18 protein-coding genes and 2 pseudogenes are annotated in these 23,870 nt (G+C 71.1%); 7 read left to right on the top strand and 13 right to left on the bottom strand.

Annotated elements, in window-relative coordinates; all coding sequences use genetic code 11:
- The first annotated feature begins 541 nt into the window (after nt 1-541).
- Nucleotides 542-1,705 (top strand): dipeptidase, encoded by a 1,164-nt coding sequence (locus tag ACGF3I_RS34350; protein WP_393139093.1) that lies wholly within the window; start codon nt 542-544, stop codon nt 1,703-1,705.
- Nucleotides 1,706-1,770: 65 nt separating this feature from the next.
- Here ACGF3I_RS34350 and ACGF3I_RS34345 read toward each other — a convergent pair whose 3' ends face one another.
- Nucleotides 1,771-3,096: a UDP-glucose dehydrogenase family protein gene (locus ACGF3I_RS34345; protein WP_393139091.1), complete on the bottom strand. Its 1,326-nt coding sequence runs from the start codon at nt 3,094-3,096 to the stop codon at nt 1,771-1,773.
- 178 nt (nt 3,097-3,274) lie between these two features.
- On the opposite strand from ACGF3I_RS34345, the gene ACGF3I_RS34340 reads away from it, so the two are divergent.
- On the top strand, nt 3,275-4,450 hold the full coding sequence (locus ACGF3I_RS34340; RefSeq protein WP_393139089.1) for an acyl-CoA dehydrogenase family protein: 1,176 nt from the start codon (nt 3,275-3,277) through the stop codon (nt 4,448-4,450).
- 585 nt (nt 4,451-5,035) lie between these two features.
- On the opposite strand, the pseudogene ACGF3I_RS34335 reads toward ACGF3I_RS34340, so the two are convergent.
- From ACGF3I_RS34335 to ACGF3I_RS34315, 5 genes and pseudogenes are all read right to left on the bottom strand, one after another.
- Nucleotides 5,036-5,614 (bottom strand): annotated as a pseudogene (locus ACGF3I_RS34335) (methyltransferase domain-containing protein); the annotation flags it as partial.
- 6 nt (nt 5,615-5,620) lie between these two features.
- Nucleotides 5,621-5,974, bottom strand: coding sequence for a hypothetical protein (locus ACGF3I_RS34330; protein WP_393139088.1), 354 nt, complete (start codon nt 5,972-5,974; stop codon nt 5,621-5,623).
- A 90-nt stretch (nt 5,975-6,064) separates the two neighbouring features.
- Nucleotides 6,065-6,904: a DUF5753 domain-containing protein gene (locus tag ACGF3I_RS34325; protein WP_393139086.1), complete on the bottom strand. Its 840-nt coding sequence runs from the start codon at nt 6,902-6,904 to the stop codon at nt 6,065-6,067.
- Between the two features lie 18 nt (nt 6,905-6,922).
- Nucleotides 6,923-7,450: a DUF6879 family protein gene (locus ACGF3I_RS34320; protein ID WP_393139084.1), complete on the bottom strand. Its 528-nt coding sequence runs from the start codon at nt 7,448-7,450 to the stop codon at nt 6,923-6,925.
- Entirely contained in the window at nt 7,431-7,661 is a 231-nt protein-coding gene (locus ACGF3I_RS34315; protein WP_261714701.1) for a hypothetical protein, read from the bottom strand. Before ACGF3I_RS34315 ends, ACGF3I_RS34320 begins: the two co-directional genes overlap by 20 nt.
- Nucleotides 7,662-7,950: 289 nt before the next feature.
- On the opposite strand from ACGF3I_RS34315, the pseudogene ACGF3I_RS34310 reads away from it, so the two are divergent.
- A pseudogene (locus ACGF3I_RS34310) lies at nt 7,951-8,046 on the top strand (acyl-CoA dehydrogenase family protein); the annotation flags it as partial.
- A gap of 130 nt (nt 8,047-8,176) precedes the next feature.
- Here the strand turns inward: ACGF3I_RS34310 and ACGF3I_RS34305 are convergent.
- Nucleotides 8,177-9,436, bottom strand: a complete 1,260-nt coding sequence (locus tag ACGF3I_RS34305; protein WP_393139082.1) for an LPXTG cell wall anchor domain-containing protein — start codon at nt 9,434-9,436, stop codon at nt 8,177-8,179.
- 348 nt (nt 9,437-9,784) lie between these two features.
- The gene (locus ACGF3I_RS34300; RefSeq protein WP_393139080.1) at nt 9,785-11,083 is read right to left on the bottom strand and encodes an LCP family protein; all 1,299 of its coding nucleotides are present in this window, start codon (nt 11,081-11,083) and stop codon (nt 9,785-9,787) included.
- A 118-nt stretch (nt 11,084-11,201) separates the two neighbouring features.
- Between ACGF3I_RS34300 and ACGF3I_RS34295 the strand changes: the two genes are divergently transcribed.
- On the top strand, nt 11,202-11,726 hold the full coding sequence (locus ACGF3I_RS34295) for an acyl-CoA thioesterase (protein WP_393139079.1): 525 nt from the start codon (nt 11,202-11,204) through the stop codon (nt 11,724-11,726).
- Nucleotides 11,727-11,762: 36 nt separating this feature from the next.
- On the opposite strand, the gene ACGF3I_RS34290 is transcribed toward ACGF3I_RS34295, so the two are convergent.
- A complete protein-coding gene (locus tag ACGF3I_RS34290) occupies nt 11,763-13,178 on the bottom strand; it encodes an LCP family protein (RefSeq protein ID WP_393139095.1) in 1,416 nt (471 codons plus the stop codon).
- A gap of 200 nt (nt 13,179-13,378) precedes the next feature.
- Between ACGF3I_RS34290 and ACGF3I_RS34285 the strand changes: the two genes are divergently transcribed.
- Complete coding sequence (locus tag ACGF3I_RS34285) at nt 13,379-14,401, top strand: glycosyltransferase family 2 protein (RefSeq protein ID WP_393139077.1); 1,023 nt, start codon at nt 13,379-13,381, stop codon at nt 14,399-14,401.
- A gap of 94 nt (nt 14,402-14,495) precedes the next feature.
- On the opposite strand, the gene ACGF3I_RS34280 is transcribed toward ACGF3I_RS34285, so the two are convergent.
- The 4 genes from ACGF3I_RS34280 to ACGF3I_RS34265 form a co-directional block, all read right to left on the bottom strand.
- Entirely contained in the window at nt 14,496-16,295 is a 1,800-nt protein-coding gene (locus ACGF3I_RS34280) for an LCP family protein (protein WP_393139075.1), read from the bottom strand.
- A gap of 56 nt (nt 16,296-16,351) precedes the next feature.
- Complete coding sequence (locus ACGF3I_RS34275) at nt 16,352-18,175, bottom strand: LCP family protein (protein ID WP_393139073.1); 1,824 nt, start codon at nt 18,173-18,175, stop codon at nt 16,352-16,354.
- A gap of 229 nt (nt 18,176-18,404) precedes the next feature.
- Nucleotides 18,405-19,844, bottom strand: a complete 1,440-nt coding sequence (locus tag ACGF3I_RS34270) for an LCP family protein (RefSeq protein WP_393139071.1) — start codon at nt 19,842-19,844, stop codon at nt 18,405-18,407.
- 282 nt (nt 19,845-20,126) lie between these two features.
- On the bottom strand, nt 20,127-20,879 hold the full coding sequence (locus ACGF3I_RS34265) for a TIGR03089 family protein (protein WP_393139069.1): 753 nt from the start codon (nt 20,877-20,879) through the stop codon (nt 20,127-20,129).
- Nucleotides 20,880-21,007: 128 nt separating this feature from the next.
- On the opposite strand from ACGF3I_RS34265, the gene ACGF3I_RS34260 reads away from it, so the two are divergent.
- Nucleotides 21,008-22,288 carry a peptidoglycan recognition protein gene (locus tag ACGF3I_RS34260; RefSeq protein ID WP_393139068.1) on the top strand — a complete coding sequence of 427 codons (1,281 nt, stop codon included), beginning with the start codon at nt 21,008-21,010 and terminating at the stop codon, nt 22,286-22,288.
- 109 nt (nt 22,289-22,397) lie between these two features.
- Nucleotides 22,398-23,480: a sugar phosphate nucleotidyltransferase gene (locus ACGF3I_RS34255; protein ID WP_393139066.1), complete on the top strand. Its 1,083-nt coding sequence runs from the start codon at nt 22,398-22,400 to the stop codon at nt 23,478-23,480.
- Nucleotides 23,481-23,870: the final 390 nt, after the last annotated feature.

The following is a 23,870-nucleotide window of genomic DNA, read 5'->3' as shown; positions in this document are numbered from 1 at the left end:
GCCGTTCAGGCGCGAAGGGGGGTCCGGGGGCGCAGCCCCCGAAAAGGGGTGCAGGGGGCGGAGCCCCCGCCGGGGTTCGAGGGGCGGAGCCCCTCGGGGGGTCTGGGGCGGAGCCCCAGGGGCCGGGCCTATCCGACCCCTGTTACGGGCGGGCGGGTGGGCAAACCCGCCGGGGTTCGAGGGGCGGAGCCCCTCGGGGGGTCTGGGGCGCAGCCCCAGGGCCCGGGCCTATCCAGCCCCCTGCACGGGCGGGCGGGTGGGCAAGCGCCCTCGGGGTCTGGGGCGGAGCCCCAGGGGCCGGGCCTATCCAGCCCGCTGCACGGGCGGGCGGGTGGGCAAGCGTCCTCGGGGTCTGGGGCGGAGCCCCAGGGGCTCAGGCGATGCGACGGGCCGCACGGGCGGGTGGGCAAGCACACCCGGGGTCCGGGGCGGAGCCCCGAGGGGGCCGGGGTCCCCCGAACGCACCGTCTGCCGCGCCCCGCCACACCCCTCCGTGACACCGTGTCGATACTGCCGTCACCGCCGACCCCGGGAGCCCGTCATGGCAGATCTGCAGGACGACCCCCAGACCACCTCGGCGGTCGGCGAACTCGACCCGCCGACCCCCGCACCCGCACCCCCCGCCCCCGCCCCCCCGGACCCGAGCGGCACCGCCCCCGCCCTCGAGGACGAGGACCACCTGGGCCGGGCCCGTACCCTGCTCGCCGCCCACCCCGTGGCGGACGGGCACAACACCCTGGCCAAGGCCCTCGCCCAGATCCCCTGGCACGACCTGGAGGTCGGTGAGAGCTCCCTGGACACCGACCTCCCGCGGCTGCGGGCCGGCGGCGTGGGCGCCCAGTTCTGGGCGCTGACGACCGAGGCCGGGTGCCCGGACCCGGCGGGCGCCACCCTGGAACGCCTGGACCGGATCCGCTCGCTGATCGCCGCGTGCCCGGAGTGGCTGCGCCTCGCCCTGACCGCCGGAGACCTCGCCGACGCCCGCAACTGCGGCCGCATCGCCTCCTTCCTCGGCCCCGTCGCCGCCCGCGCCATCGGCAACTCGCTCGGCACCCTGCGGGCGTACCACATGCTCGGGGTACGGGCCCTCGCCCTGACGCCGGGCACCCCCTGGACCGAGCCGGCCCTGTCCCGCTTCGGCCTGGAAGTGGTGCGCGAGTGCAACCGGCTCGGGATACTGCTCGACCTCTCCGGCGCCGCCCCCGCCACCTGGCGCCGCACCATCGACTCCTCGAAGGCCCCCGCACTGCTCTCGCGCTCGGCCGCGGCCTCCCTCACCCCGCACCCCCTGAACGCCTCCGACGACCTGCTCGCCGCGGTCGGCGAACACGGCGGGGTCTGTCTGGTGAGCTTCGCCCCGGACCAGATCGAGCGGGGCGGCCCGGCCGTCTCCGTACGCGATGTGGCCGACCACATCGAGCGGGTGCGCGACGTGGCCGGGCCCGCCCACGTGGGGCTCTCCGGAACGTACGGTCTGATCACCGGCGCACCCCGCACACCCGGCCTCGAGGACGCCTCCTGCTACCCCACCGTGATCGCCGAACTCCTCGCCCGGGGCTGGACCGAGGCCGAGATCGCGGCGCTCACCTGGGAGAACCTGGCCCGGGTCGTGAGGGAGACGGAGTTCGCCGCCCGTGCCACCGCGCCGCGCAGAGCCGCGTCCAGCGCCACCATCGAGGACCTCGACGGCGCCCCCGCGAACTGACCCGCCGCTCAACCACCACGACGGCCCGGCAGGACCGAAGCCGACAAGATCCTTAAAGACACGCCCTAGGCGCGCGGGCGGCCCATCGCGCGGTACGTCCAGCCCGCTTCGCGCCACGTGGCCGGGTCCAGCGCGTTGCGCCCGTCCAGGATGATCCGGGTGGCCGCGACCCCGGCCAGCTCGGCCGGGTCCAGGTCGCGGAACTCGCGCCACTCCGTCAGGTGCAGGACGACATCGGCGCCGCGCACCGCGTCGAGCGCGGTCGGCGCGTAGCCGAGCGTGGGGAAGAGGCGGCGGGCGTTGTCCATGCCCTTGGGGTCGTACACCGTGACCTGGCCGCCCTGGAGGTGGATCTGGCCGGCGACGTTGAGCGCGGGGGAGTCGCGCACGTCGTCGGAGTCCGGCTTGAAGGTGGCGCCGAGGACCGCGACCCGCTTGCCGAGGAAGGTCTCGCCGCCCACCGCCTCACGGGCCAGCTCGACCATGTGGCCGCGGCGGCGCATGTTGACCGAGTCGACCTCGCGCAGGAAGGTCAGGGCCTGGTCGGCGCCGAGCTCGCCGGCCCGCGCCATGAACGCCCGGATGTCCTTGGGCAGGCAGCCGCCGCCGAACCCGATGCCGGCCCGCAGGAACTTCTTGCCGATGCGCTCGTCGTGGCCGATGGCCTCGGCCAGCTTCACCACGTCGCCGTCGGCGGCCTCGCACACCTCGGCCATGGCGTTGATGAACGAGATCTTGGTGGCGAGGAAGGAGTTGGCCGCGGTCTTGACCAGCTCGGCGGTCGGGAAGTCGGTCACCACGAACGGCGAACCCTCCCCGACGGGCGTCGCGTAGACCTCGCGCAGGACCTTCTCGGCGCGCTCGCTCTCCACCCCGACCACGATCCGGTCCGGGTGCAGGGTGTCGTCCACGGCGAAGCCCTCGCGCAGGAACTCCGGGTTCCAGGCCAGCTCCACCCCCTCGGGCAGCGCCGCGGCCAGCCGGGCCGCCGAGCCGACCGGCACCGTGGACTTGCCCACGACCAGCGCGCCCTCGCGCAGATGCGGCGCGAGCGAGCCGAACGCGGAGTCGACGAAGCTCATGTCACAGGCGTACTCACCGTGCTTCTGCGGGGTGTTCACGCAGACGAAGTGCACATCGCCGAACGCTCCGACCTCCTCCCAGGAGGTGGTGAAGCGCAGCCGCCCGCTGGATCCCTCGATGCCGGCGACGTGCTTGCCCAGCAGCTCTTCGAGTCCGGGCTCGTACATCGGTACGCGCCCCTGGCCCAGCAGCGCGATCTTCTCGGGCACCACGTCGAGTCCGAGCACCTCGAACCCCAGCTCCGCCATCGCCGCGGCATGGGTGGCCCCGAGATATCCGGTGCCGATCACGGTGATCTTGAGGGCCATGCGGTGCTCCTGGAGGTGCGGGCTCGGAGAGGGGCGGCAAACGCGCTGCCCGAGCATAGTCGGCACCGTCCCGGCCCTCTTTTGCGGGCTGTCGCCAAGCTCACGTATGCCTGGAGGCCCGCTGCCCCCTAAAATTAGGTTACTTAACGGTAGTTAGCGTCTTGGGGAGTGAGAGACCGTGGCCGGAACGGCTGGAAACGCAGGAAACGCAGGGTTCGACCTGTACCGCCCGTCCGAGGAGCACGACATGCTCCGCGACGCCATCCGCTCGCTCTCCGAGGCCAAGATCGGTCCGTACGCGGCCGAGGTCGACGAGCAGGCCCGCTTCCCCCGGGAGGCGCTCGACGCGCTGGTCGCCAACGACCTGCACGCCGTGCACGTGCCCGAGGAGTACGGCGGCGCCGGCGCCGACGCGCTCGCGACCGTCATCGTGATCGAAGAGGTCGCGCGGGTGTGCGCCTCCTCCTCGCTCATCCCCGCCGTGAACAAGCTCGGCTCGCTCCCGGTGATCCTCTCCGGCTCCGAGGAGCTGAAGAAGAAGTACCTGGGCCCGCTGGCCAAGGGCGAGGGCATGTTCTCGTACTGCCTCTCCGAGCCGGACGCCGGATCGGACGCGGCCGGCATGAAGACCCGCGCCGTGCGCGACGGCGACTTCTGGGTCCTCAACGGCGTGAAGCGCTGGATCACCAACGCCGGTGAGAGCGAGTACTACACGGTCATGGCCGTGACCGACCCGGAGAAGCGCTCGAAGGGCATCAGCGCCTTCGTCGTCGAGAAGTCGGACGAGGGCGTCTCCTTCGGCGCCCCCGAGAAGAAGCTCGGCATCAAGGGCTCGCCGACCCGCGAGGTCTACCTCGACAACGTCCGCATCCCCGCCGACCGCATGATCGGCGACGAGGGCACCGGCTTCGCGACGGCCATGAAGACCCTGGACCACACCCGCATCACCATCGCGGCCCAGGCGCTCGGCATCGCCCAGGGCGCCCTCGACTACGCCAAGGGCTACGTCCAGGAGCGCAAGCAGTTCGGCAAGGCGATCGCCGACTTCCAGGGCATCCAGTTCATGCTGGCCGACATGGCCATGAAGCTGGAGGCGGCCCGTCAGCTGACCTACTCGGCCGCCGCCAAGTCCGAGCGCCTCGACAGCGACCTGACGTTCTTCGGCGCCGCCGCCAAGTGCTTCGCCTCGGACGTCGCCATGGAGATCACCACCGACGCGGTCCAGCTGCTCGGCGGGTACGGCTACACCCGCGACTACCCGGTGGAGCGCATGATGCGCGACGCCAAGATCACCCAGATCTACGAGGGCACGAACCAGGTTCAGCGCATCGTGATGTCCCGCAACCTGCCGTAGCGGCGCTTGTGCGATGCCCCTGCCGAGTGGTCGGCAGGGGCATTCGCCTGGTCGACCCCAGGGCCGGCCGATGACGTTGTCCGGGTCGTCCAGCCATACGCGTTGTCCGCTGCCGTCGACCGAAAGACCGCATCGGGAACGGCAGGGCTTCCCCCGTGCGTGCCAGTCGAGGAAGGCCGTCCGTACTTCGGCCCACAGGGCCCGGGGACCGTACTGCTCGACCTCGTACGTCTGCGCGCCGGGGGCGTATTCCACGGTCGCCCACGACTTCCGGTCGTCGGAGAAGAACCACAGCGTGGCTTCTCCGCTGTCGTCGTCCGCATCGCACCACCGGTACCAGGCGTCCGTGACGGTCAGGCTCGTGAAGAACGCCGGATCGTCCTGGACGACGTTCTGCGGAGCGATTTCGGTCGTGGTCCTCTCTCCCTCCTCCTGGTGGTACAGCTCAGAGATCCGTCCCGCTCCGGCCCGGTGCGAGCGGTCCCACATGAAGGCGGGACGGCCGGAGAACCTGCCTTGCGCCGTGCCGTCCGCCACGTCGAGCGTGGCGTACGAGCCGCTGAAGAAGCTGCTGCCCCACGGGGTGACGATCCGCCCCGACGGGCATTGCTCCAGCCAGGTTTGCGGGATCTCGCGCATGGTGCACGTACAGATGATGCGCCGGTACGGGGCGCCTCCCGGGTACCCGTGGTGGCCGTCGCCGACCACGACGGTCGGGCGGAACCCGGCGCGTCCCAGGTTCTGCCGTGCGAGGGCCGCCACTTCCGTGTCCACCTCCACGCTGAACACGTGGTGGTCGCCCAGCCGGTGGGAGAGCCAGGCTGCGTCGTAGCCGGTGCCCGTGCCGATCTCCAGCACGGTGTCGCCGTCTCGTACGTCGAGCAGGCCGAGCATTTCGAGCATGATCGACGGCATCGACGAGGACGACGTGGACAGTCGAAACGCTCCCTCCGGGGTTTCCTGTCCGTCGTTGACCTGAGTGACCACCGGCACGTCGCTGTAGACCAACTGCGCCCAGGCTTCGGGATCGGCACTGATGTCGCCGCCTTCGAACACATCGGGGATGAACAGGGCCCGATCCACCGAAGCCACGGTGTGCCGCCACTCCCTGGGCAGACTGCCCCTGCTCTCCAGGTACGCGGCGAGCTCTTGTTGGCCGGCCATGGGCCCTCACTTCTTCGGCGGCTCGTGGGGCTTGGTCGGCCCCGGCGGCCTGTCGCGGTGGCCGTCGCTGTTGGAGGTGTCCGGCTTCCCGGAGTGGTTTCCGCCCGTTTTTCCCATGGTCTCCTCACTCTCCTTGCGGATGCGGCGGATTGGGCCGCCATCCCCATGCGGGTGGTTCCTGACCTCCGCCGCGGCGTCGTAGGCCGCGCTCCACTGCTTCGCCGCCCTGGCTTCCGCCAACTCCCGTACCAGGGCCGCACAGACCCCGCACGCCTCCGCGGGGGCGCAGTCGTACAGGTAGGCCTCCACCGCCCCCGCCAACTCCACGGGCGGCCGTGGGTACCTCAACGGAGCAGCCATGGCTTCCCTTCCCAGGTGGGTCTGTCATGTCGAGAACCGTAGGAAGAGAGAAGGCGCGGCGAGGCCAATGTTGCACGACGTTGTACGCCTTCACTCTCGGAGAGTGGTGAGCGCTTTAAGGATCAGAGCCTTGGCCTTGGGGCCGTATGCGGCCGCCCGCCCCATCTGATGGAAGGCACTGAGGTACGCGTCGACCTCTGCTCGGTTGGTGACACGGACCATCGCGGTCAGAGTCTCCACCTGGATCTCGCGATCATCGAATGCGTAGAACGATTCGAGCGGCCATACCGGGCGGCGTGACATGTGGGGGATGATTCCGAACGCCAGGTTCGAGCGTCCGATGACGGCCAGAAAGTGTTCAAGCTGCTCGGCATGGTGCGGCAGTTCGGTCATCGGCATATAGAGGGCCGGCTCTTCCACGAGGACGGACACCTGGCTGCTTCGGAGAGTGGCGGTCGAGCGCTCCAGGCGAGCCTTTACTGCGTCCTCGACGTCATCGGGAAGGTTCCTGAATTGGCGGATCGTGCGGAGGATGCCCCGGGCGTACGCTTCCGTCTGAAGCATCCCCGGGAGCACTCCGCAGCTATACACACGGAAGGCTCGTGTCTCCTGATAGATGTGACTGCGTTGAGCCTTGCCAAGGCCACCCCGGAGGTACTGAGCCCACTGGACATAGAGCGTCCTGGCCGTCCGCGTGGTGTCGATCAGAGCTTCCGCTTCGTCCGGCTTTCCGCATGCCGTGCACCATGCGCGGATGTCGGCAGGTCTGGGAATCGTCTTACGGTTGATGATCCGGTGGCTTTTGGAGCGGTCCCAGCCGCACAGAGCGGCCAGCCGGGCCCCCGATAGATCGGCATCCTCCATCATTCGAGTGAGCCGGTCGGCAACTGCCTTGTGGGCTTCTTCAGCCGTCGACAGTGGTGAGGTCATGAACTGGCCGCTGTTCTTTCAGACCGTGTACTTGTCGTGTGGGACAGCTCGTTCCCAGACTGCTTCGAACATGTCGGCACATCGCGCCGCCACGTCCGCCTGCTCCGTGTAGTCGGTGTGCACCCAACGCCCGTAGCCGTCAAAGACGTTGAACTGGAGCAGATTGCCGTCGAACAGCCAGAAGTCATTGCCGGGCAACAGCAGATCGGATGCTTGCCGACGGGGCAGCCACCGCACGTGCTCCCCGCAGGCGACGTTGCCGAATGTGACGTCGTGCTCCCACTTGATGTAGTCCGAGACGGGCTCTCCAACCACCCGTGCACGGCGTACAACGACGCCTTGGGCTGTCACGTCTTTGATGAGGCCGTGCCAGTCATCGCGCCACCACGAGGAAAGGTCGTTCCAATCCGTTCGCTCTCCTGCCAGCCAGGCGTCGAACGCCGGATGCTCTCCAGGAACGGCGTACGCGTCGCGGGTCTCAAGGTGCACCGCTGAACGCTTGCACTGGCGGAGCAGATGGGCGAACTCAGCCAGACTCTGCGACACGGATTGCCTCCTTGAGAAGCGGGATCATCCTGGGCTCCAGGACGATCAGCGTCTCATCCTCGGCGCGGGGCGAGTCAGCCACCGTACGAGCCCGAGCGTCTTCCCCGGCGCGTCGCCCCTGCACCAGCAGCCGCCTCTTGTCATCCACCCAGACTGCCGGGCACCCGTTCACGTCCGACTCGGGGTCTTTGCCGATAAAGGTGTAGGTCATGGTGCGCCCTCCTAATAGAGGTGTTGCACTGCGGTGCAGTCTGTTACATGAGCCTCGACGGTCGAACTCCCCTGGTCAAGAGCGCAGTTCATCCATGAGTTGCAGGGAGGGCTCCCGCGTGAGCCCCGCGCACGCCGGCTCCCGCGGCGGCTGGGACGCAATCGAGCGGTCCGCGTCGCGCAACTCGCCGTGCCCGACGGTGAGTCGAGAAGGGTCCGCATCCGCTGGGACCCGTGCCGGGAGGTTGGTCGGGAGGATGCGGAAGGGCCCGGCCCGCCCCATCCGCATCCCGGTGGAGCGCATGATGCGCGATGCCAAGATCACCCAGATTTATGGAGGTACGCATCAGGTCCAGCGGATCGTGATGTCCCGCAACCTGCCGTAGGCAAGGAGCCGCCCCTCGCGCAAGGCCTCAACCAGCCCCACCCGCAAGGGAGTTGAAGAAGAGCCCGCGTCCGGAGCTGGTCACGGACGCGGGCCCTTCGGCTGGGCGGGCCCTTCGGTGGGCCGGGCCGTCAGGTGCGGTCGGCCGCCTTGCGGCGGCGGGTGGCGACGACCGCTCCGGCGCCGAGCACCACGGCCGCGCCGCCCGCGAGAGCCAGACCCGGCACCGCGGAGGACGAACCGGTGCTGGCGAGCGCGCCCTTGGCGGTGCCCGTGCTCAGCGGGGTCGTGGCCGCGCCGCCCTGCGCGGTGGGCGTCGAGCCGCCGGCCGCGGGCTCGGAGGACGGCTTCGGGCGGTCCTTGTCCTTGCCCGGCTGCGGCTTCGCGGCCTCGCCGTCGGTCTTGCTGCCCGCGGTCAGGACCGTGAACTTGTAGCCCGTCATGGGGCCGAGGATGCACGGGTTGTACGCGTCGGAGGCGTTGCCCGCGATGAGGGCGTCGCCCTTGCCGGCCTTGGCCTTGGCGTCGACCGTCAGCCGGACCTTCACCTCGATCGTGGAGCCGGCCGCGACCCCCTTGGCGGGCGCGACGATGGACGGCTCGTCCGGGAGTTCCTTCCACACGTTGCCGTCGAGCCACTGCGCCTTGCCCTGCGCGGTGTGCACGAAGAACAGCGGGTTCACGTCGAGCGTGCGGCCGGCGCCGTTGGACACCCGGAACGAGAAGTCGACCGTCGTGCCCGCGACGACCTGCGCGGGCAGCCCCTTCAGCTCGGAGGTGACGCTGCTCTGCCAGAGGCACTCGCCGGCCGCCTTGAGCGCCGCGTCGGCGGCGTCCTTGGTCTTCTGGGCGGCGTCCCTGGCCTTCGTCAGCTGCCCGTACGTGCGCGCGGTGTCGATCCGGAGGTCGTCGAGTGCGTCCCCCGTGCTCTTCTGCTTGGCCTCGGCTGCCGTCTGCGCCGCGGCAGCCGCCCGGGCGGCCGTCTCGGCGTCGGTCACCGCCTTCTCGGCGGTCGCCCGCTCCTCCGGGGTCGCGGTGGCGGGCAGCGCCGCGAGCCTGTCCTTCGCGTCGGTGACCGCCTTGTCGGCCGCGGTCCTCGCCTCCTTGGCCTTGACCGCCGCGTCCCGGGCGTCGTGGAACGCCTTGGCCTCGGGGGCGTCGTCCGACATGACCTTCTCCAGGAGAACGCGCTGGTCCGCGTACGCCTTGTTGGCCGCGTCATAGGCCTTCGCCGCGTCGGCCGCGGCCTTCTTCAGGTCCTCGTACGTGGGCTTCTGCGCCTGGGCCGCGGGCTTCGCCCCGGCGGCGAGCGCGGGGGACACCGAGAGCAGCGCGGCCGGGGCGGTCACGGCGGCGACGACGGTGGTGGCGAGGATGCGACGGATATTCAAGTGAGCCCTTTTCTGGGTCCGAAAGGCTGTGTCGTCCGCGTAGCGGTGATCTCACGCCGCGCGACGCAGGTGATCGTATGACCGCCATAGGCGCCGTGAAAGGCGATTGCGGCGGGGCGCAAAAGCGGTGGGACGGCCTCCGGCGTAAGCAATGGCGACAAACCAGGACAGTTGCTCTCGATGGCTATGTATTTCCTGTGAGGCATGTCATGAGGGCCGATGCGGCGCTGCCCGCGGGTCGCGCAAGGCCCGGTGCGCGGATTGCGAAAGCCCCGGTGCACGATCGGAAAAGGCCCGGCCCGCCGCGAGAGGTGCGGCGGGCCGGGCCCCATGGGCGTGCGGGGACGGCTACTTCACCGTCACCTTGTCGTCGTTCTTCAGCTCGTTCACCAATTGCGTGACCTTCGGCTTGTCCCAGAGCAGGGAGGTCTGGGGGCCGTCGCCCGCGACCGGCATGTTCATCGAGATGCCGTCGCCGCCCGTGATGCCCTTCATCGCCCAGAACATCGAGCCGAGGTCGAACAGGCTCATGTCCTTGTCGACGATCAGGGTGTCGAGGCCGGCGCCCATCACCGGATACAGCTTGAACGGATTGAGGACTGTGGTCGGAGTGGCCGTCTGGCTCGCCAGGGCCGACAGGAACTTCTGCTGGTTCTTCGTACGCTCCAGGTCACCGGCGGCATATCCGTGCCGGTTGCGGACGAAGGCGAGGGCCTGCTGGCCGTCGAGCGTCTGCTTGCCCTTCTTGAAGTCCGCGCCCGAGTCCTTGTCCTTGATGTCCTGCGGAATGTCGATCTCCACACCGCCGACCGCGTCCACGATGTTCGCGAATCCCGCGAAGCCGATTTCCGCGTAGTGGTCGATGTGCAGCCCGGTGTTCGCCTCGATGGTGCGGACGAGCAGTTCCGGACCGTCTATGGAGAAGGCCGCGTTCAGCTTGTCCTTGCCCTTGGACGGGAAGGACTTTCCGGATTGCGAGCCCTTGAAGCTCGGGATCGTCACCCATGAATCGCGCGGCAGCGAGACCATCGTGTTCCCGTTGTCGCCCGTGTGGAGCAGGATCATCGAGTCGGTCCGCTTGCCGTCGGCCGAGCCGGTGTGCAGCTTCTTCTTCTCGTCCGCGGACATGCCGTCGCGCGAGTCCGAGCCGACGATCAGGTAGTTGGTGCCCTTGCCCTCGCCGGGGCGGTCGATGACCTTCGACAGGTCGACCTCGCGGCGCACCTTGCCGTCCGCCCAGAAGTACGTGGCGACCGAGGTGACCAGGAGCACGACGACCAGGGTCAGCACCCCGATCGTGATCCGTCTGCGCCAGTTCGGCGCCGCTCCCGGCCGGCCCGCGCCGGCGGGCCGCGGCCCCGGGGACCCCGGCCCGCCGGGCCCGGCCGGCCCGCGGCCCGCGGGGCTGCCGTAGACGTGACCCTCGCTGTAGCCGCTGTCGTACGAGCCCTGTCCGGGCACACCACCCTGGCCGTAACGGGGCTGTCCGTAGCCGTCGTCGTGGGCGGGCTGCTGCTGGGGGACGGGCCGCTGGACGTGCCGCATCCGGCGCGCGCCCTCGGGCTGTGCGGCAGAGCTGCCGCGCCCATAGGCGTCGTCACCGTTTCCGCGGGCGTTGCCGCCTCGGGCGTCGGGCCATTCGTTCATGCGGTCCAGCATGCACGGCCACCCCGGGCGCCTGACAGGGCAGGGGGGATTTCGGGGCAGGGCTGTTGCACAGCTGATGCAATGAGCCGGAAATCGTACGGCGCATAAAGTGGAACGCATGACTGATCTTCCGGGCAAGCCGACCTCGGCCTCCCGAACCACGCTGAGCCACATCATGACCACGCACGACACCAACCTCCTCGGCACGGTGCACGGCGGGGTGATCATGAAGCTGGTGGACGACGCGGCGGGCGCGGTCGCCGGCCGCCACTCCGGCGGGCCCGCCGTCACCGCCTCCATGGACGAGATGGCGTTCCTCATGCCGGTCAGGGTCGGCGATCTGGTGCATGTGAAGGCGCAGGTCAACTGGACCGGCCGGTCCTCCATGGAGGTCGGCGTGCGAGTGCTCGCCGAGCGCTGGAACGAGTCGACCCCGGCCCAGCAGGTGGGCTCCGCCTACCTCGTCTTCGCGGCCGTCGACGCCGACGGCAAGCCCCGCCCGGTGCCGCCGGTCGTGCCCGAGACCGAGCGCGACGAGCGGCGCTACCAGGAGGCGCAGATCCGCCGCACCCACCGTCTCGCCCGCCGCCGGGCGATCATGGACCTGCGGGAGAAGCGCGCCGCCGAGGGCCTGGACGACTAGATCCGCCGGCCCCCCCGGCGGCTCGGAGGACGCGGGTCAGGGGCAGACGACCTGGTCCCCGGTCACCGTGCCGAAGTCGCCCTGCGGCTGCTCCTCGGCGCGTACCGGCACGACGTCCTTGAAGTCCGCGCCCGCCGTCACCTTCATCGTGGGCCCCAGACCCTTGACCGGGCGCAGCTCACTGCCCGGCAGGGCCAGCGCGAGCGACTTCACCGAGCGGTCCCAGCGCGGGTCGAACTCGATCAGGGTGTGCGGCATCGCGAGGTTGGCACTGGCCCGTGGGACGCCCGTGGTCCGGAAGCCGGTGGCGCGCAGCGCGTCGTCCACCCGGCGGCCGAGCCCGTCGGTGCGGGTCCCGTTGTAGACCTGCACCCTGATCTGCGCGGGGGCGACCTCGACGATGGCGCCGTGGCCCTTCTGCGGCTGCGGCGGCTTCGCGTCCTTGGAGGCCGGCGCGGGCGGGGTCTTCGGCGGGGTGTGCGCGGCCAGCGGCTGGTCCTCGCGCAGCAGCTGGAACAGCTTCTTCGACTTCGCCTCGTCCCACTTCACGGTGGATCCGATGCCCTTGATCTGCACACCGAGCTGACCGAGCGGCACGGTCGTGAAGTCGGACGAGGAGGGCGTGAAGCCCTTCATCGCGGCGCCGAAGCCGAGCATCTCCTCGACCCCGAAGCCCTCGTCGGCCCGTACCGAGGACAGCAGCGAGGAGGCGACCTCGCGGAACCGCACCGGGTTCAGGAGCACCCCGTTGCTCGTCGCCTTCTCGGCGAGCGCGGCCAGGAACCGCTGCTGGCGCTGCATCCGCCCGAGGTCGGCCGAGCCGTCGGTGTGCCGCGAGCGTACGTACTGGAGCGCCTGGCCGCCGTTGAGCTCATGGGTGCCGGCCGTGAGGTCGAGGCCGGTGTAGGAGTCCTTCATGGGGCGCGCGGTGCAGATCTGGACCCCGCCGACCACGTCGACCGTCTTCATGAAGCTGGTGAAGTCGACCTCCAGATAGTGGTCGATCTTCAGGCCCGTCATGTTCTCGACGGTGCGCACGGTGAGCGCGGGTCCGCCCTCGGCATAGGCCGCGTTCAGCTTCACCGGGTGCCGGGGGTGGGTCTGGCCGGTGTCCTCGTCGGTGTGCTCGGGCACCTCGGCGTAGGAGTCCCGCGGCAGGCTCACCACGCTGACCCGGTCCCGCTCCGCCGACACGTGCACCATCATGATCGTGTCCGTGCAGTGGCAGGGCGCCCCGCCGAGCCGGTACTTCTGCTTCTCCTCCGGGGTGATCTTGTCCCGCCCGTCCGTGCCCACGAGCAGGATGTTGGTGCCCCGGCTGCCCTGCGGCCGGTTCTTCATGTCGCGGAACGGGTCCACCCGGCCGATCCCGCCGTCCAGGCTGGTCACCACCGCGTGTCCGACCCCGCCCGCGCCGAGCACCAGGACCGACAGGGTGGTCGCGAACCGCATTCCCCAGCGGGGGCGCTCGTCCTGCTGTCTGCTGCGGGGCCTTGCGGGTCGTACGGGGCGCGGGCGGGGCGGCGTGGGCACGGGGACCTCCGCGGGTGACAGGGGGATCTTGAGCACCGTAGGCCCATACGATCAGCTACCCCGTGCACCGCCCGGCCGCCGCGCGACCTTGTCCCCCGTTCGCGGTAACGTGACCACCGATGAACGCCACGCCTGCTGTTTCCGTGATCATGCCGGTCCTCAATGAGGAGCGGCATCTGCGCAACTCGGTCCGCCACATCCTGGAGCAGGAGTACGCGGGCGAGATGGAGGTGGTGATCGCGCTCGGCCCGTCCACGGACCGCACCGACGAGATCGCCGCCGAGCTGGTCCGCGAGGACCCCCGCGTCCACACCGTGCCCAACCCCACCGGGCGCACGCCCGCGGCCCTGAACGCCGCCATCAAGGCCTCACGCCACCCGATCGTGGTACGCGTCGACGGCCACGGGATGCTCTCGCAGAACTACATCGCCACCGCCGTACGGCTCCTGGAGGAGACCGGCGCGCAGAACGTCGGCGGCATCATGCACGCCGAGGGCGAGAACGCCTGGGAGGACGCGGTCGCCGCCGCGATGACCTCGAAGATCGGCGTCGGCAACGCGGCCTTCCACACCGGAGGCGCGGCCGGCCCGGCCGAAACCGTGTATCTGGGTGTCTTCCGCCGCGAGGCCCTGGAGCAACAGGGCGGCTACAACGAGGAGTTCATCCGCGCCCAGGACTGGGAGCTGAACTTCCGGATCCGGGAGGCCGGCGGTCTCATCTGGTTCTCGCCCGAGCTCAAGGTCCAGTACCGGCCCCGCCCTTCGGTGAAGGCGCTCGCCAAGCAGTACAAGGACTACGGCCGCTGGCGCCATGTGGTGGCCCGCTACCACGAGGGCTCCATCAACCTGCGCTACCTCGCGCCGCCCACCGCCGTCTGCGCCATCGCCGCCGGCGTCGTCGTGGGCGTTCTGGTCACGCCCTGGGGCCTCGTGGTCCCGGCCGGCTACCTCGCCGCCATCGCCGCGGGCTCGCTGCCCGCCGGCAAGGGGCTCTCGCTCAAGGCCAGGGCCCAGATCCCGGTGGCCCTCGCCACCATGCACATGTCGTGGGGCTTCGGGTTCCTGACCAGCCCGAAGGCGCTGGCCCGCAAGGTCATCGCGAGCCGCCGCCCGGCCGTGCGGACCACCTCCGTCCGCCCGTAGCCGCCGCGCCGAACGCGGCGCGTACGCACACGAAGGGGGCGCCCGGTGCCGATGAGCACCGGGCGCCCCCTTCTGCCGTGCCGTACGCCCACGCCTAGAAGCGGTAGGGCGCGTACACCTCCATGCAGGCGCCCTTGTCCGCGCCGTTGACCGCCTCGGTCGACTTCAGCGGATCGGTCGCGCCGGGGTCCTGCTTGGGGTAGCTCGCGCCGGTGCGCCAGTCGCCGCCGACCACCAGGGTCAGCCCCTTGACGTCGGTGGCCCGGACGGCACTCGCGGGCAGGCCGAGGGCCGCGGCCACGGACTCCGCGTCGGACTTGCCCTGCGCGCCGGCGCCCTTGGGATAGTCGACCTCGCTGGCCGTGGCGGGGGCGCTGGAACCCGTGGCGGCCTTCGTGAAGCCCTTGCCCTTGAGGGCGGTGACCACCTCGGAGGCCCGGCCCTTGACCGGAGCGCGGCCGGCCGTGCCGGTCCCGTTGACCACGGTCACCGCGAGCGAGCCGGGGGCCGCGGCGGCCGGGCCCTTGGCGGGCGGGGCCGCGGGCTTGCCGTCGTCCTTGCCGTCCAGCGGCTTGTCGTCCCGCAGCATCGCCCACAGCGCGTCGGCCCGTGCCTTGTCGGGCACCACATGGGCGTTGGGGTCCTTGGGGTCGGGCAGCCGCGGCATGGTCAGCATGTTGATGCGGTCCATGGGGATGTTCTTGAGCTCCATGCCCAGGTCGAACAGCTTCTTGACGGTGCCGAGCTCCTCGGAGACCTTGAGCGACTTGGTCGCCGTCTCGGCGATGTCCATCAGCCGGCCCGTGTCGGTGAACGCGTCCTGGTCCTTGAGGTTGCGGATCACCGAGTTCATGTACATGTGCTGGGCCTGGGAGCGGCCGATGTCGCTGCCGAAGGCGTGCCGAGTGCGCAGCCACTGCAGCGCCTGCTCGCCCTTCACGTTGTGGGTGCCCGCCTTCAGGTGCAGGTGCGAGCCGCCGGGCTGGAGCTTGGTGGGATGGTCGTCGATGTTCTGCTTCACACAGACGTCGGCGCCGCCCACCGCATCCGAGATGGCGACGACACCGGCGAAGTCGACCATCATCCAGTGGTCGATGTAGATGCCGGTGAGCTTTTCCCAGGTGTCCAGGACACAGCCCGCGCCGCCGCGTCCGAGCGCCTCGTTGATGATGGCGTTCGTGGCCGGGTTGACCTTGTTCTTCTCGGTGTCCTTGCACTGCGGCATGTCCACCCGGGTGTCCCGGGGAATGCTGACGACGGAGGCGTTCTTGCGGTCGGCCGAGACGTGGAGCAGCATCTGGACGTCCGCGTGGGGATCGCCGCCCCGGTCCTTCTTCGCGCCGCCGAGCGCGACGTTCTCGTCCGAGTTACGGCTGTCGGAGCCGATCAGGAGGATGTTGAGCGGGGTCTGGCCCTGGGCGTTGGGCGCGGCCTTCTTGGCGTCGCTGCCGCCCGCGCTGCGGTCGCCCTTGCGGATGTTGTTGTTGAGGTGCTGGTAGTACAGGTATCCGGCGCCGGCCGTCCCCACTATGAGCACCGCGAGCGTGATCGCCGTCCATCTCAGGACGCGGTGCTTGCGTTTGCCCCGTCTGCGCGAGCCGCGCCTGCGGTGGCCGCCGCCGGCCGCCTCCTTGGCCCCGCCCGGCTTCGCGGGATCCCCGGGCGCGCCGGGCTCACCGGGCGCGCCGGAGCCGCCCGGTGGCCCCGCCTTGCCGGAGGCGCCGGAGTTCCCGGAGCCCCCGGCGTTTCCTGAGCCCCCGGAGTTCCCGGACGTGGCTCCCGCGGCACCGCCGCCGGACGCGTCGCTCTCGTACAGGCTCTCGTCCCAGCCGAGTTCGCCCGCGTGCCCCGCGTCCGCGCGCGGCCCCTCCCCGCGCACGCTGTTGCTGCCCACCCCTATACCCCCTGTCGTCCGGACTCCCCCTGGGCCCGTTCGGGCCGTGAGTCCGCTTACTTGGCGCACACCGACTTGTCGGCTTCGACCTTCTGAATGCCTTCCGGCGCCTTGGCCGGAGCGGCGATGGGTGTCCCCGCCTGCTGGAAGTCCGGGCCGAGGGTGAGGACCATCGCCTCCTTGCCCACGGCGTCCTTGGTGCCCGGCTTCAGCGCCGAGGCGGACAGGCCGAGCAGATCCGCGAGCTTGCGCGCCTGGTCGGCCTGGTTCGGCGCATAGGCCAGGGTCGTGGCGGGCACCTTCTGCGGCGCGTTCGCCCCGTTGCTGGACTTGAGCACGCCCTGCTGGTTCTGCAACCACGTCACCATCTCGCCCGCGGAGCCCGCCTTGGCCCCGCCGTTGAGCACGGTGACCCGGACGTCGGAGGCCTTGGCGCGGGCGCCCTGCAGACGCGCGGCCTCCTCGGCCGCGGCAGCGCTCTTGGCGTCCGCCTCCTTCTTCTTCACCTCGGTCAGCGAGGTGTCGGCGCGCATCATCGCGAACAGCTGGCCGGCCCTGGTCGGATCCGGTACGACCGTGACGTGCACCTTCTTCTCGGCCGGATTGTCGATCACCGGCAGCGTGGTGAAGGTGATGTTCTTCGCGTCGATCTTGCCGAGCACCTGGGCCAGGTCGGTCAGCTTCTTGATGCTGCCGATCCCCGAGTCGACCGTGAGCGCCTTGGTCGCCGCGTCGGCGAGACCGTACATCTTGGTCGGGCTGCCGAGGGTGTCGTCCGACTTCATCTGCCGGATCATCGAGCCGAGGAACTGCTGCTGCTGCTTGATCCGGTCGAGGTCGCTCTCGTTGCCGAAGCTGTGCCGGGTGCGGACGAAGGCGAGTGCCTGCTCGCCCTCGACGACGCTCTCGCCCTTGGGCAGCTTGAGGTGCGACTTGGGGTCGTTGACCGCCTTGGCCAGGCACACCTTGACGCCGCCGACGGCCGTCGACAGCGCCTTGACCGCGTTGAAGTCGGCCATCATGAAGTGGTCGACCGTGAGCCCGGTGAGCTGCTTGACCGTCCGCATGGTGCAGCCCGGGTCGCGGCCCTCCTGGCCGAGGCTGGTGTTGAACCGTACGTTCTTCTCGCCCGGCACCGTCTTGGTGGAGCCGTCTTTCTGCTTGGTGGGGCAGGCGGGGATGTCGGTCACCATGTCGCGCGGGATGGACAGCGCGGTCGCGTTGGTGCGGTCCGCCGAGACGTGGAAGAGGATGTTGGTGTCGGCGTGGCCCTCGCTGCCCGCGTCGCCGTAGCCCTCGTTGCCCTTGCCGGTGCGCTTGTCGGTGCCGATGACGAGGATGTTGAAGGCCCCGTCCGGCACCGTGCTCTTGCTGCCCGCGTCGCCCACGTCGACGGTGTTGAGGTTGCCGTTGAAGTGCTCGTACAGCCAGTACGCGCCGCCCGCGCCGACGACGAGCACGAAGCCCATCACGCCGCCGGTCCACAGGAGCACCTTCTTCTTGCGCGTCGCCCTGGCCTTGCGCTTGCGGCGGCCCTGCGCGTCGGACTCCCCGGAAGGGGCCCTGCCCGCCCGGCGGTTGCGCTGCCCGGGCACCTCGCGCCGCTCGGCGCCCGTGGACGGTCCCGAGCGGTCGGCTGCTGCGGCGCCGGCCCCCGGGGAGCCGGCGGACCGGGCGGAGGACGACGCGGAACGCCCGGACTGTCCGCCCCGGCCCGCTCTTCTGTCGGGCGCGGGGGCCGTGGAGGACCGGCCGGGGGCGGAATCCGACTGCGCTCCGGAAGGACTCAGTCGCAGTTCGTAAGTGCCGGTCTCCGGGTTGAGGACCCACTGGTCTGCGGGGTCGACTTCATCGGCCCGCCCACGGCTCTGCGCATCCACGGTTGCTTCTGTCCTCCGTCGGTGCCGAGTCGCTTCCCCCAAAGCGCTCTGTCAATCGCTCCTGCAGTGCGCGGCCGCGCCGGCCGGTCGCACCGGATCGCGTCACACTATCTGGCCAGTTCGGCCGACAGCGACGGCCGTGACAAAGTCCACGCCCGGTCCACACCCTTTACAACCGGGCATTTAGCCCCAATTCGCCGATCGGCACACGGAATTCACACCACGCCCATCAGTGCGCCGCCTGCCCGCACATGCCGGAGGCGGCGTCGGTGCCCGGGTAGACGGGTGGGGCCGAAGGGGTGGATGTGGGGTCGGGATCGTCCGGTTTGCCGTCCTGGCCGTCCCCCTTCGTGCCGCCGTCCCGCTCCTTCTCCTTGTCCTTCTCCGCCTCCGCGGCCGGCACCACCTTGATCGGCTGGTCCTCGCGCAGCTGCTTGAAGAGCCGGTCGGCCTCCGGCTGGACGAGTTCGTCGCGGTTGCGGTCGTACACGTAGGGCTGACGCGGCACGGTGAGGAAATGGATGTTCTGGGTGGGAATGTCCCGCATCGAGCTCACCAGGTCGTACAGGGCCCTGAGGCTGTTCAGACCGGCGTCGGTGGTGAGCGACTTGGTGGCCGCGTCCAGGACGGGGAAGAGCCGCGTCGGGTTCAGGAGCACCCCGTTGCTCTGCACCTTCTTCATCAGCGAGCCGAGGAACTGCTGCTGGCGGTCCATGCGTTGGGTGTCGCTGCCGTCCCCGAAACCGTGCCGGGAGCGGACGAAGCCGAGCGCCTGCTCGCCGTGCAGCACCTGGCGTCCGGCCGGCAGCTTGAGGTGCGCCTGCCGGTCCTCGACCGGGTCCTTCAGACAGACCTCGACGCCGTCCACCGCGTCGACCATGCCCTTGAACCCGCTGAAGTCGACGACCATGTGGTGGTCGATCCGCACACCGGTCATCTTCTCGACGGTACGGATCGTGCAGGCCGCGCCGCCCATCTCGAACGCCGAGTTGAACTGGGCGAATCGGGCCTTGGTGGTGCCGCCCTCCGGTCTGCCGCAGGCGGGGATGTCGACCATCAGGTCGCGCGGCAGCGACACCGCGGTGGCGGTGCGCCGGTCGGCGGCCAGGTGCAGCAGGATCGTGGTGTCCGAGCGCTGGCTGCCCCCGTCGTCCCTGCCGTACGAGGAGTTGCTGCCCGCGCGCGAGTCGGAGCCGATGAGCAGCAGGTTCTGCGCGTCGTGCACCACGGAGGCGGGCCGCTCCCGCTCGTACTTGTCGAGCTCGTGCGCGGCGGTGGTGTCCGTCTGGATGTTCTGGTCGAGCTCGCGGTAGAACCACCAGCCGGTCCCGGCCGCGGCCAGTACGACGAGGGAGGCGCCGAGCGCGGTCCAACGCAGCCAGTGGCGACGGGACTTGGGGGTGCCGGGGTCGGGTCCGCCGCCCGGGCCGGCCTTGGCTGCGTCGGGTCCGTCCGGGTCGGCGCTGTCCGGGTCGGCCTTGTCCGGGTGGGCTCCGGCGGGCCCGGTGGTGTCCGGGTCGGGGTGGGGCTCGGTGTCGGGATCTGCGGCGGGGTTCGCGGTGCGCTTCGCGGTGGGCTTCGCCTTCGTGGCCGGGGGTGGCTGCTCGGCCCCGGCCCGGTCTTCCGGTTCGGGGGGCGTGCCAGCACTGTCGGTCACGTCGGCGTCCATCCTCACGGGCCTCGCGGGGCCTTCACGGGGGTCGGCGGGCGCGCTCGCGCCGCCGGGCACCCCGGTAGACGGCCGAATCGCGCGCATGGTTGTGCGTACGGTCGATCATCTACCGCGGGTGCCCCCGTGGCCCGGGGGCCGGGCCCCGCCGTGGGCCACAAGGGTGGAGATCGGTGCCCGGCCGGACGCTCGGGCCGGACGATCCGGCGATCGGACGGTCGGGCGCCCCGACGGCCCCGCGGCCCGGCGATGGGACGGCCGGGCGACCAGGAGGCCCGGCGGTCACAGTGCGCGGTGGGTGACCCGTTCGCTCTCGACCCGCTTCTCCAGCCCGCCGTCGGCCAGTTGGGCCGGATTGCGGCACAGGACGACGGAGCCGCCCGAGGCGAGCGGGGCGTACAGGCCGCTCGCGAGACCGGCCCAGTCGTCGTACGCGAGCCCCGACAACAGCCTCGAACCGGCGCCGAGTCCGAGCTCGGCGGCCTGGGCGCGGGCCCGGGCCACGAGGTCGGCGGCGCTCAGCTCCTCGCCGCCGACGACGAGTGCCGGCGCGTCCGGGTCGACCGGTACGAACGGAGCGAAGCGGTCGCCCTGGCTCGGCACCTCGACCGCGTAGTCCGCGAACCCGGCGGGCGGCTGCGGGAAGCGGCCGCCGAGCGGGCGCAGGGCGAGGGCCACCCGCTCGCCGGTGCAGGCGCGGGCCTCCTCCAGGGTGTCGGGGCCGCTGACCACGACGTCCGCCGCGGCCGGGTCGCCGCCGATCTCGGCGGTCACGCCCACCGCGTGGCAGGCCATCAGCCACACCGCGCTCTGCCAGTGCGCGGGGAGCAGCAGCACGAGCCGGTCGCCGGGCGCGGCGGCGAGGTCGCCCTGGAGCAGATTCGCGGTCTTGGCCACCCAATTGGCGAAGGTGGCGACGGACAGTTCCACGCGTTCGCCGGTGGCGTCGTCGTAGAAGGTGATGAAGGGGCGGCCCGGGTCCGCGGCGAGCGCGGATCGCAGCAGGTCGGCAGGGGTGCGGTCGCTGGCGTTCACGCGGGCAAGGCTACGCGGCGCGCCGATGCGCCGCGGTGAGCGGTGGGACGGGCGGGTACACCGGTTGGCCGACGAGTCGTCAGATCACCTATGGACAGATTTATTCACTTATGTCCACGATCGTCAGCATGCGTAGCTTCCTTGCGTCTTCAACCGCCGTCGCCGCTGTCGCGGCCCTCGCCCTGCCCCTGGCGGCCACGTCGCCCGCCGGCGCCTCGCCCGCGGTCGCGCAGCCCGCCGCGGCGGGACTCGCCGGTTCCACCCAGTCGCTCCCCATGACACCGCTGCCCGGCGCGGACCGCGCGGCGGGCAGCGCCTCCCAGGAGGGCCTGGCCCGGCGGGAGGTGCGGCCGTTCTCGCTCGTCGGCGTGGTCTGGGACAACGCCGACGACGAACTGCACGGCAGCGTCCAGGTGCGCACCCGCGCCCGCGCGTCCGGAGCCTGGTCGGCCTGGCAGGACCTGGAGACCCACAACCACGACCACGCCGCCGACCCCGGCACCGCCGAGGCCGCCGGCCCCCTGCACGGCTCGACCGCGCCGCTGTGGGTGGGCGACTCGGACGCCGTCGAGGCACGCGTACGGGCCGAGGACGCCGAGGGCGAGCCGCTGCCCCGCGGGCTGCGCGTGGACCTCGTCGACCCGGGCGCGGGACCGGCCGGGAGTGACGGGAGCGAGGAGGGCGACGGGGACGGGAGCAGCCGCGCGCTGCGGGCCCCCGACGTCCTGCCCGCGCTCGACCGGTCGGCGAGCGAGGCCGAGGCGGCCGGGGCGAGCGGCGCCGGGCTCGCCGCCCGCCCCTACATCGGGGCCCGGCCGCGCATCGTCACCCGCAAGGGCTGGGGGGCCGACGAGCGGCTGCGCGAGCCCGGGTTCGTCTACACCAAGAGCGTCAAGGTCGCCTTCGTCCACCACTCGGCCTCGGGCAACGGCTACACCTGCGCCCAGGCGCCGTCCGTCCTGCGCAGCATTTACCGCTACCACGTCAAGAGCAGCGGCTGGCGGGACATCGGCTACAACTTCGCGGTCGACAAGTGCGGAAACATCTACGAGGGCCGCGCCGGGGGCGTCGCCAAGGCCGTCATGGGCGCGCACACGCTCGGGTTCAACACCAACAGCATGGGCATCGCGGTCCTCGGGACCTACACCAGCACCAACCCGTCGGCCGCCGCACTGAAGGCCGTCGAGCAACTCTCGGCCTGGAAGCTCGGTCTGTACGGACTGAACCCGGCGGGCAAGAGCACGCTCGTCTCCGGTGGCGGCAACCGCTACAGGAAGGGGCGCAGCGTCAAGTTCAACGCCATCGCCGGGCATCGCGACGGATTCGCCACCGAGTGCCCGGGGGCGCGCCTGTACGCGAGGCTCGGCGGCGCCCGGGTCACCGCGGCCCACTTCCAGGGCCGGCGCTGACCGGGGCGTACGCGCGTGTGAACCGTCTGCATAAACTGGCCGGCCGGGGAGTTCCGCCGAGACCCGACGGAATCCCAAGGCCGGCCCCAGCAGGAAGCAGAGACGACAGGTGACAGAAGCGATCCTCCTGGTCGGCGGCAAGGGCACCAGATTGCGCCCGCTCACGGTGAACACGCCCAAGCCGATGGTTCCGGCGGCCGGGGTCCCCTTCCTGACCCACCAGCTGGCCCGCGCCCGCGCGGCGGGTGTCGACCACATCGTCCTGGCCACCTCCTATCTGGCCGAGGTGTTCGAGCCGTACTTCGGGGACGGCTCCTCGCTCGGCCTCTCCCTCGAATACGTGACGGAGGACGAGCCGCTCGGCACCGGCGGGGCGATCCGCAACGTGGCGTCCCGGCTCGGCTCGGGGCCCGACGAGCCGGTGCTGATCTTCAACGGCGACATCCTGACGGGGCTCGACATCCGGGCGCTGGTGGACACCCACACCACCTCGGGCGCGGACGTGTCCCTGCATCTGACCCGGGTCGACGACCCGCGGGCGTTCGGTCTGGTCCCCACCGACCGGACCGGGCGGGTCACGGCGTTCCTGGAGAAGCCGCAGACGCCGGAGGAGATCGTCACCGACCAGATCAACGCCGGGGCGTACGTGTTCCGGCGCTCGGTCATCGACGAGATCCCGGCGGGGCGCCCGGTCTCCGTCGAACGCGAGACCTTCCCCGGGCTGCTGGCCCGGGGCGCCCACCTCCAGGGCATGGTCGACTCGACGTACTGGCTCGACCTGGGCACCCCCCAGGCCTTCGTCCGCGGCTCGGCCGACCTGGTGCTCGGCCGGGCGCCGTCCCCCGCGGTGCCGGGCCGCTGCGGCGACCGCCTGGTCCTGGAGACGGCCCGCGTCGCCGCGGACGCGAAGCTGACGGGCGGGTCCGTGGTGGGGCACGGGGCCGTGGTGGGAGCGGGCGCGCGCATCGTCGGCAGCGCGATCCTGTCCGACGCCGTCGTCGAACCCGGCGCGGTGATCACGGACTCCCTGGTGGGGGTGGGGGCGCGGATCGGGGCGCGGACGGTGCTGGACGGGGTCGTCGTGGGGGACGGGGCCCGTGTCGGCGCCGACAACGAGTTGCGGGCGGGGGCGCGGGTCTGGTGCGACGCCACCCTCCCCGCCGCCACCCTCCGCTTCACCTCGGACCAGTAACCCCCTCCACCCCACCGGGCTCTGCGCCCCCGCGCCCCAGCCCCCCCGGCTACGTGCGGCCCGTTCCCGCTTGTTTGCGCAGTTCCCCGCGCCCCTGAACCCGCTGTCGGGCTGGCACCGTGCGTGGCTGGTCGCGCAGTTCCCCGCGCCCCTGGCAGGGCTGGTGTCGGCCCGGATGTCGAGTGCGGCTTGCCTTGCGCAGTTCCCCGCGCCCCTTAACTGCTCGGTGCTGGGCAGCACCGGGCCACCTCAGCCCGTCCGGCGTTTGAGGACGAGCGCCGTGCAGGCGCGAAAGGGGGGTGCAGGGGGCGCAGCCCCCGCCGGGGTCCGAGGGGCGGAGCCCCTCAGCGGGTCTGGGGCGCAGCCCCAGGGGCCGAACCCTTCCAGCCC

Source organism: Streptomyces sp. NPDC048111, assembly GCF_043202815.1.
Taxonomy (GTDB): domain Bacteria; phylum Actinomycetota; class Actinomycetes; order Streptomycetales; family Streptomycetaceae; genus Streptomyces.
Note: the sequence above shows the minus strand (reverse complement) of the source record. Positions and strands in the feature narration are given on the sequence as shown.

What these genes read in the sequence shown, in the direction of transcription:
- ACGF3I_RS34300 (WP_393139080.1), bottom strand. Translation starts at nt 11,083, where the DNA reads ATGAACGAATGGCCCGACGCCCGAGGCGGCAACGCCCGCGGAAACGGT.
- ACGF3I_RS34315 (WP_261714701.1), bottom strand. Translation starts at nt 7,661, where the DNA reads ATGACCTACACCTTTATCGGCAAAGACCCCGAGTCGGACGTGAACGGG.
- ACGF3I_RS34350 (WP_393139093.1), top strand. Translation starts at nt 542, where the DNA reads ATGGCAGATCTGCAGGACGACCCCCAGACCACCTCGGCGGTCGGCGAA.
- ACGF3I_RS34325 (WP_393139086.1), bottom strand. Translation starts at nt 6,904, where the DNA reads ATGACCTCACCACTGTCGACGGCTGAAGAAGCCCACAAGGCAGTTGCC.
- ACGF3I_RS34270 (WP_393139071.1), bottom strand. Translation starts at nt 19,844, where the DNA reads ATGGACGCCGACGTGACCGACAGTGCTGGCACGCCCCCCGAACCGGAA.
- ACGF3I_RS34285 (WP_393139077.1), top strand. Translation starts at nt 13,379, where the DNA reads ATGAACGCCACGCCTGCTGTTTCCGTGATCATGCCGGTCCTCAATGAG.
- ACGF3I_RS34330 (WP_393139088.1), bottom strand. Translation starts at nt 5,974, where the DNA reads ATGGCTGCTCCGTTGAGGTACCCACGGCCGCCCGTGGAGTTGGCGGGG.
- ACGF3I_RS34260 (WP_393139068.1), top strand. Translation starts at nt 21,008, where the DNA reads ATGCGTAGCTTCCTTGCGTCTTCAACCGCCGTCGCCGCTGTCGCGGCC.
- ACGF3I_RS34295 (WP_393139079.1), top strand. Translation starts at nt 11,202, where the DNA reads ATGACTGATCTTCCGGGCAAGCCGACCTCGGCCTCCCGAACCACGCTG.
- ACGF3I_RS34345 (WP_393139091.1), bottom strand. Translation starts at nt 3,096, where the DNA reads ATGGCCCTCAAGATCACCGTGATCGGCACCGGATATCTCGGGGCCACC.
- ACGF3I_RS34290 (WP_393139095.1), bottom strand. Translation starts at nt 13,178, where the DNA reads ATGCGGTTCGCGACCACCCTGTCGGTCCTGGTGCTCGGCGCGGGCGGG.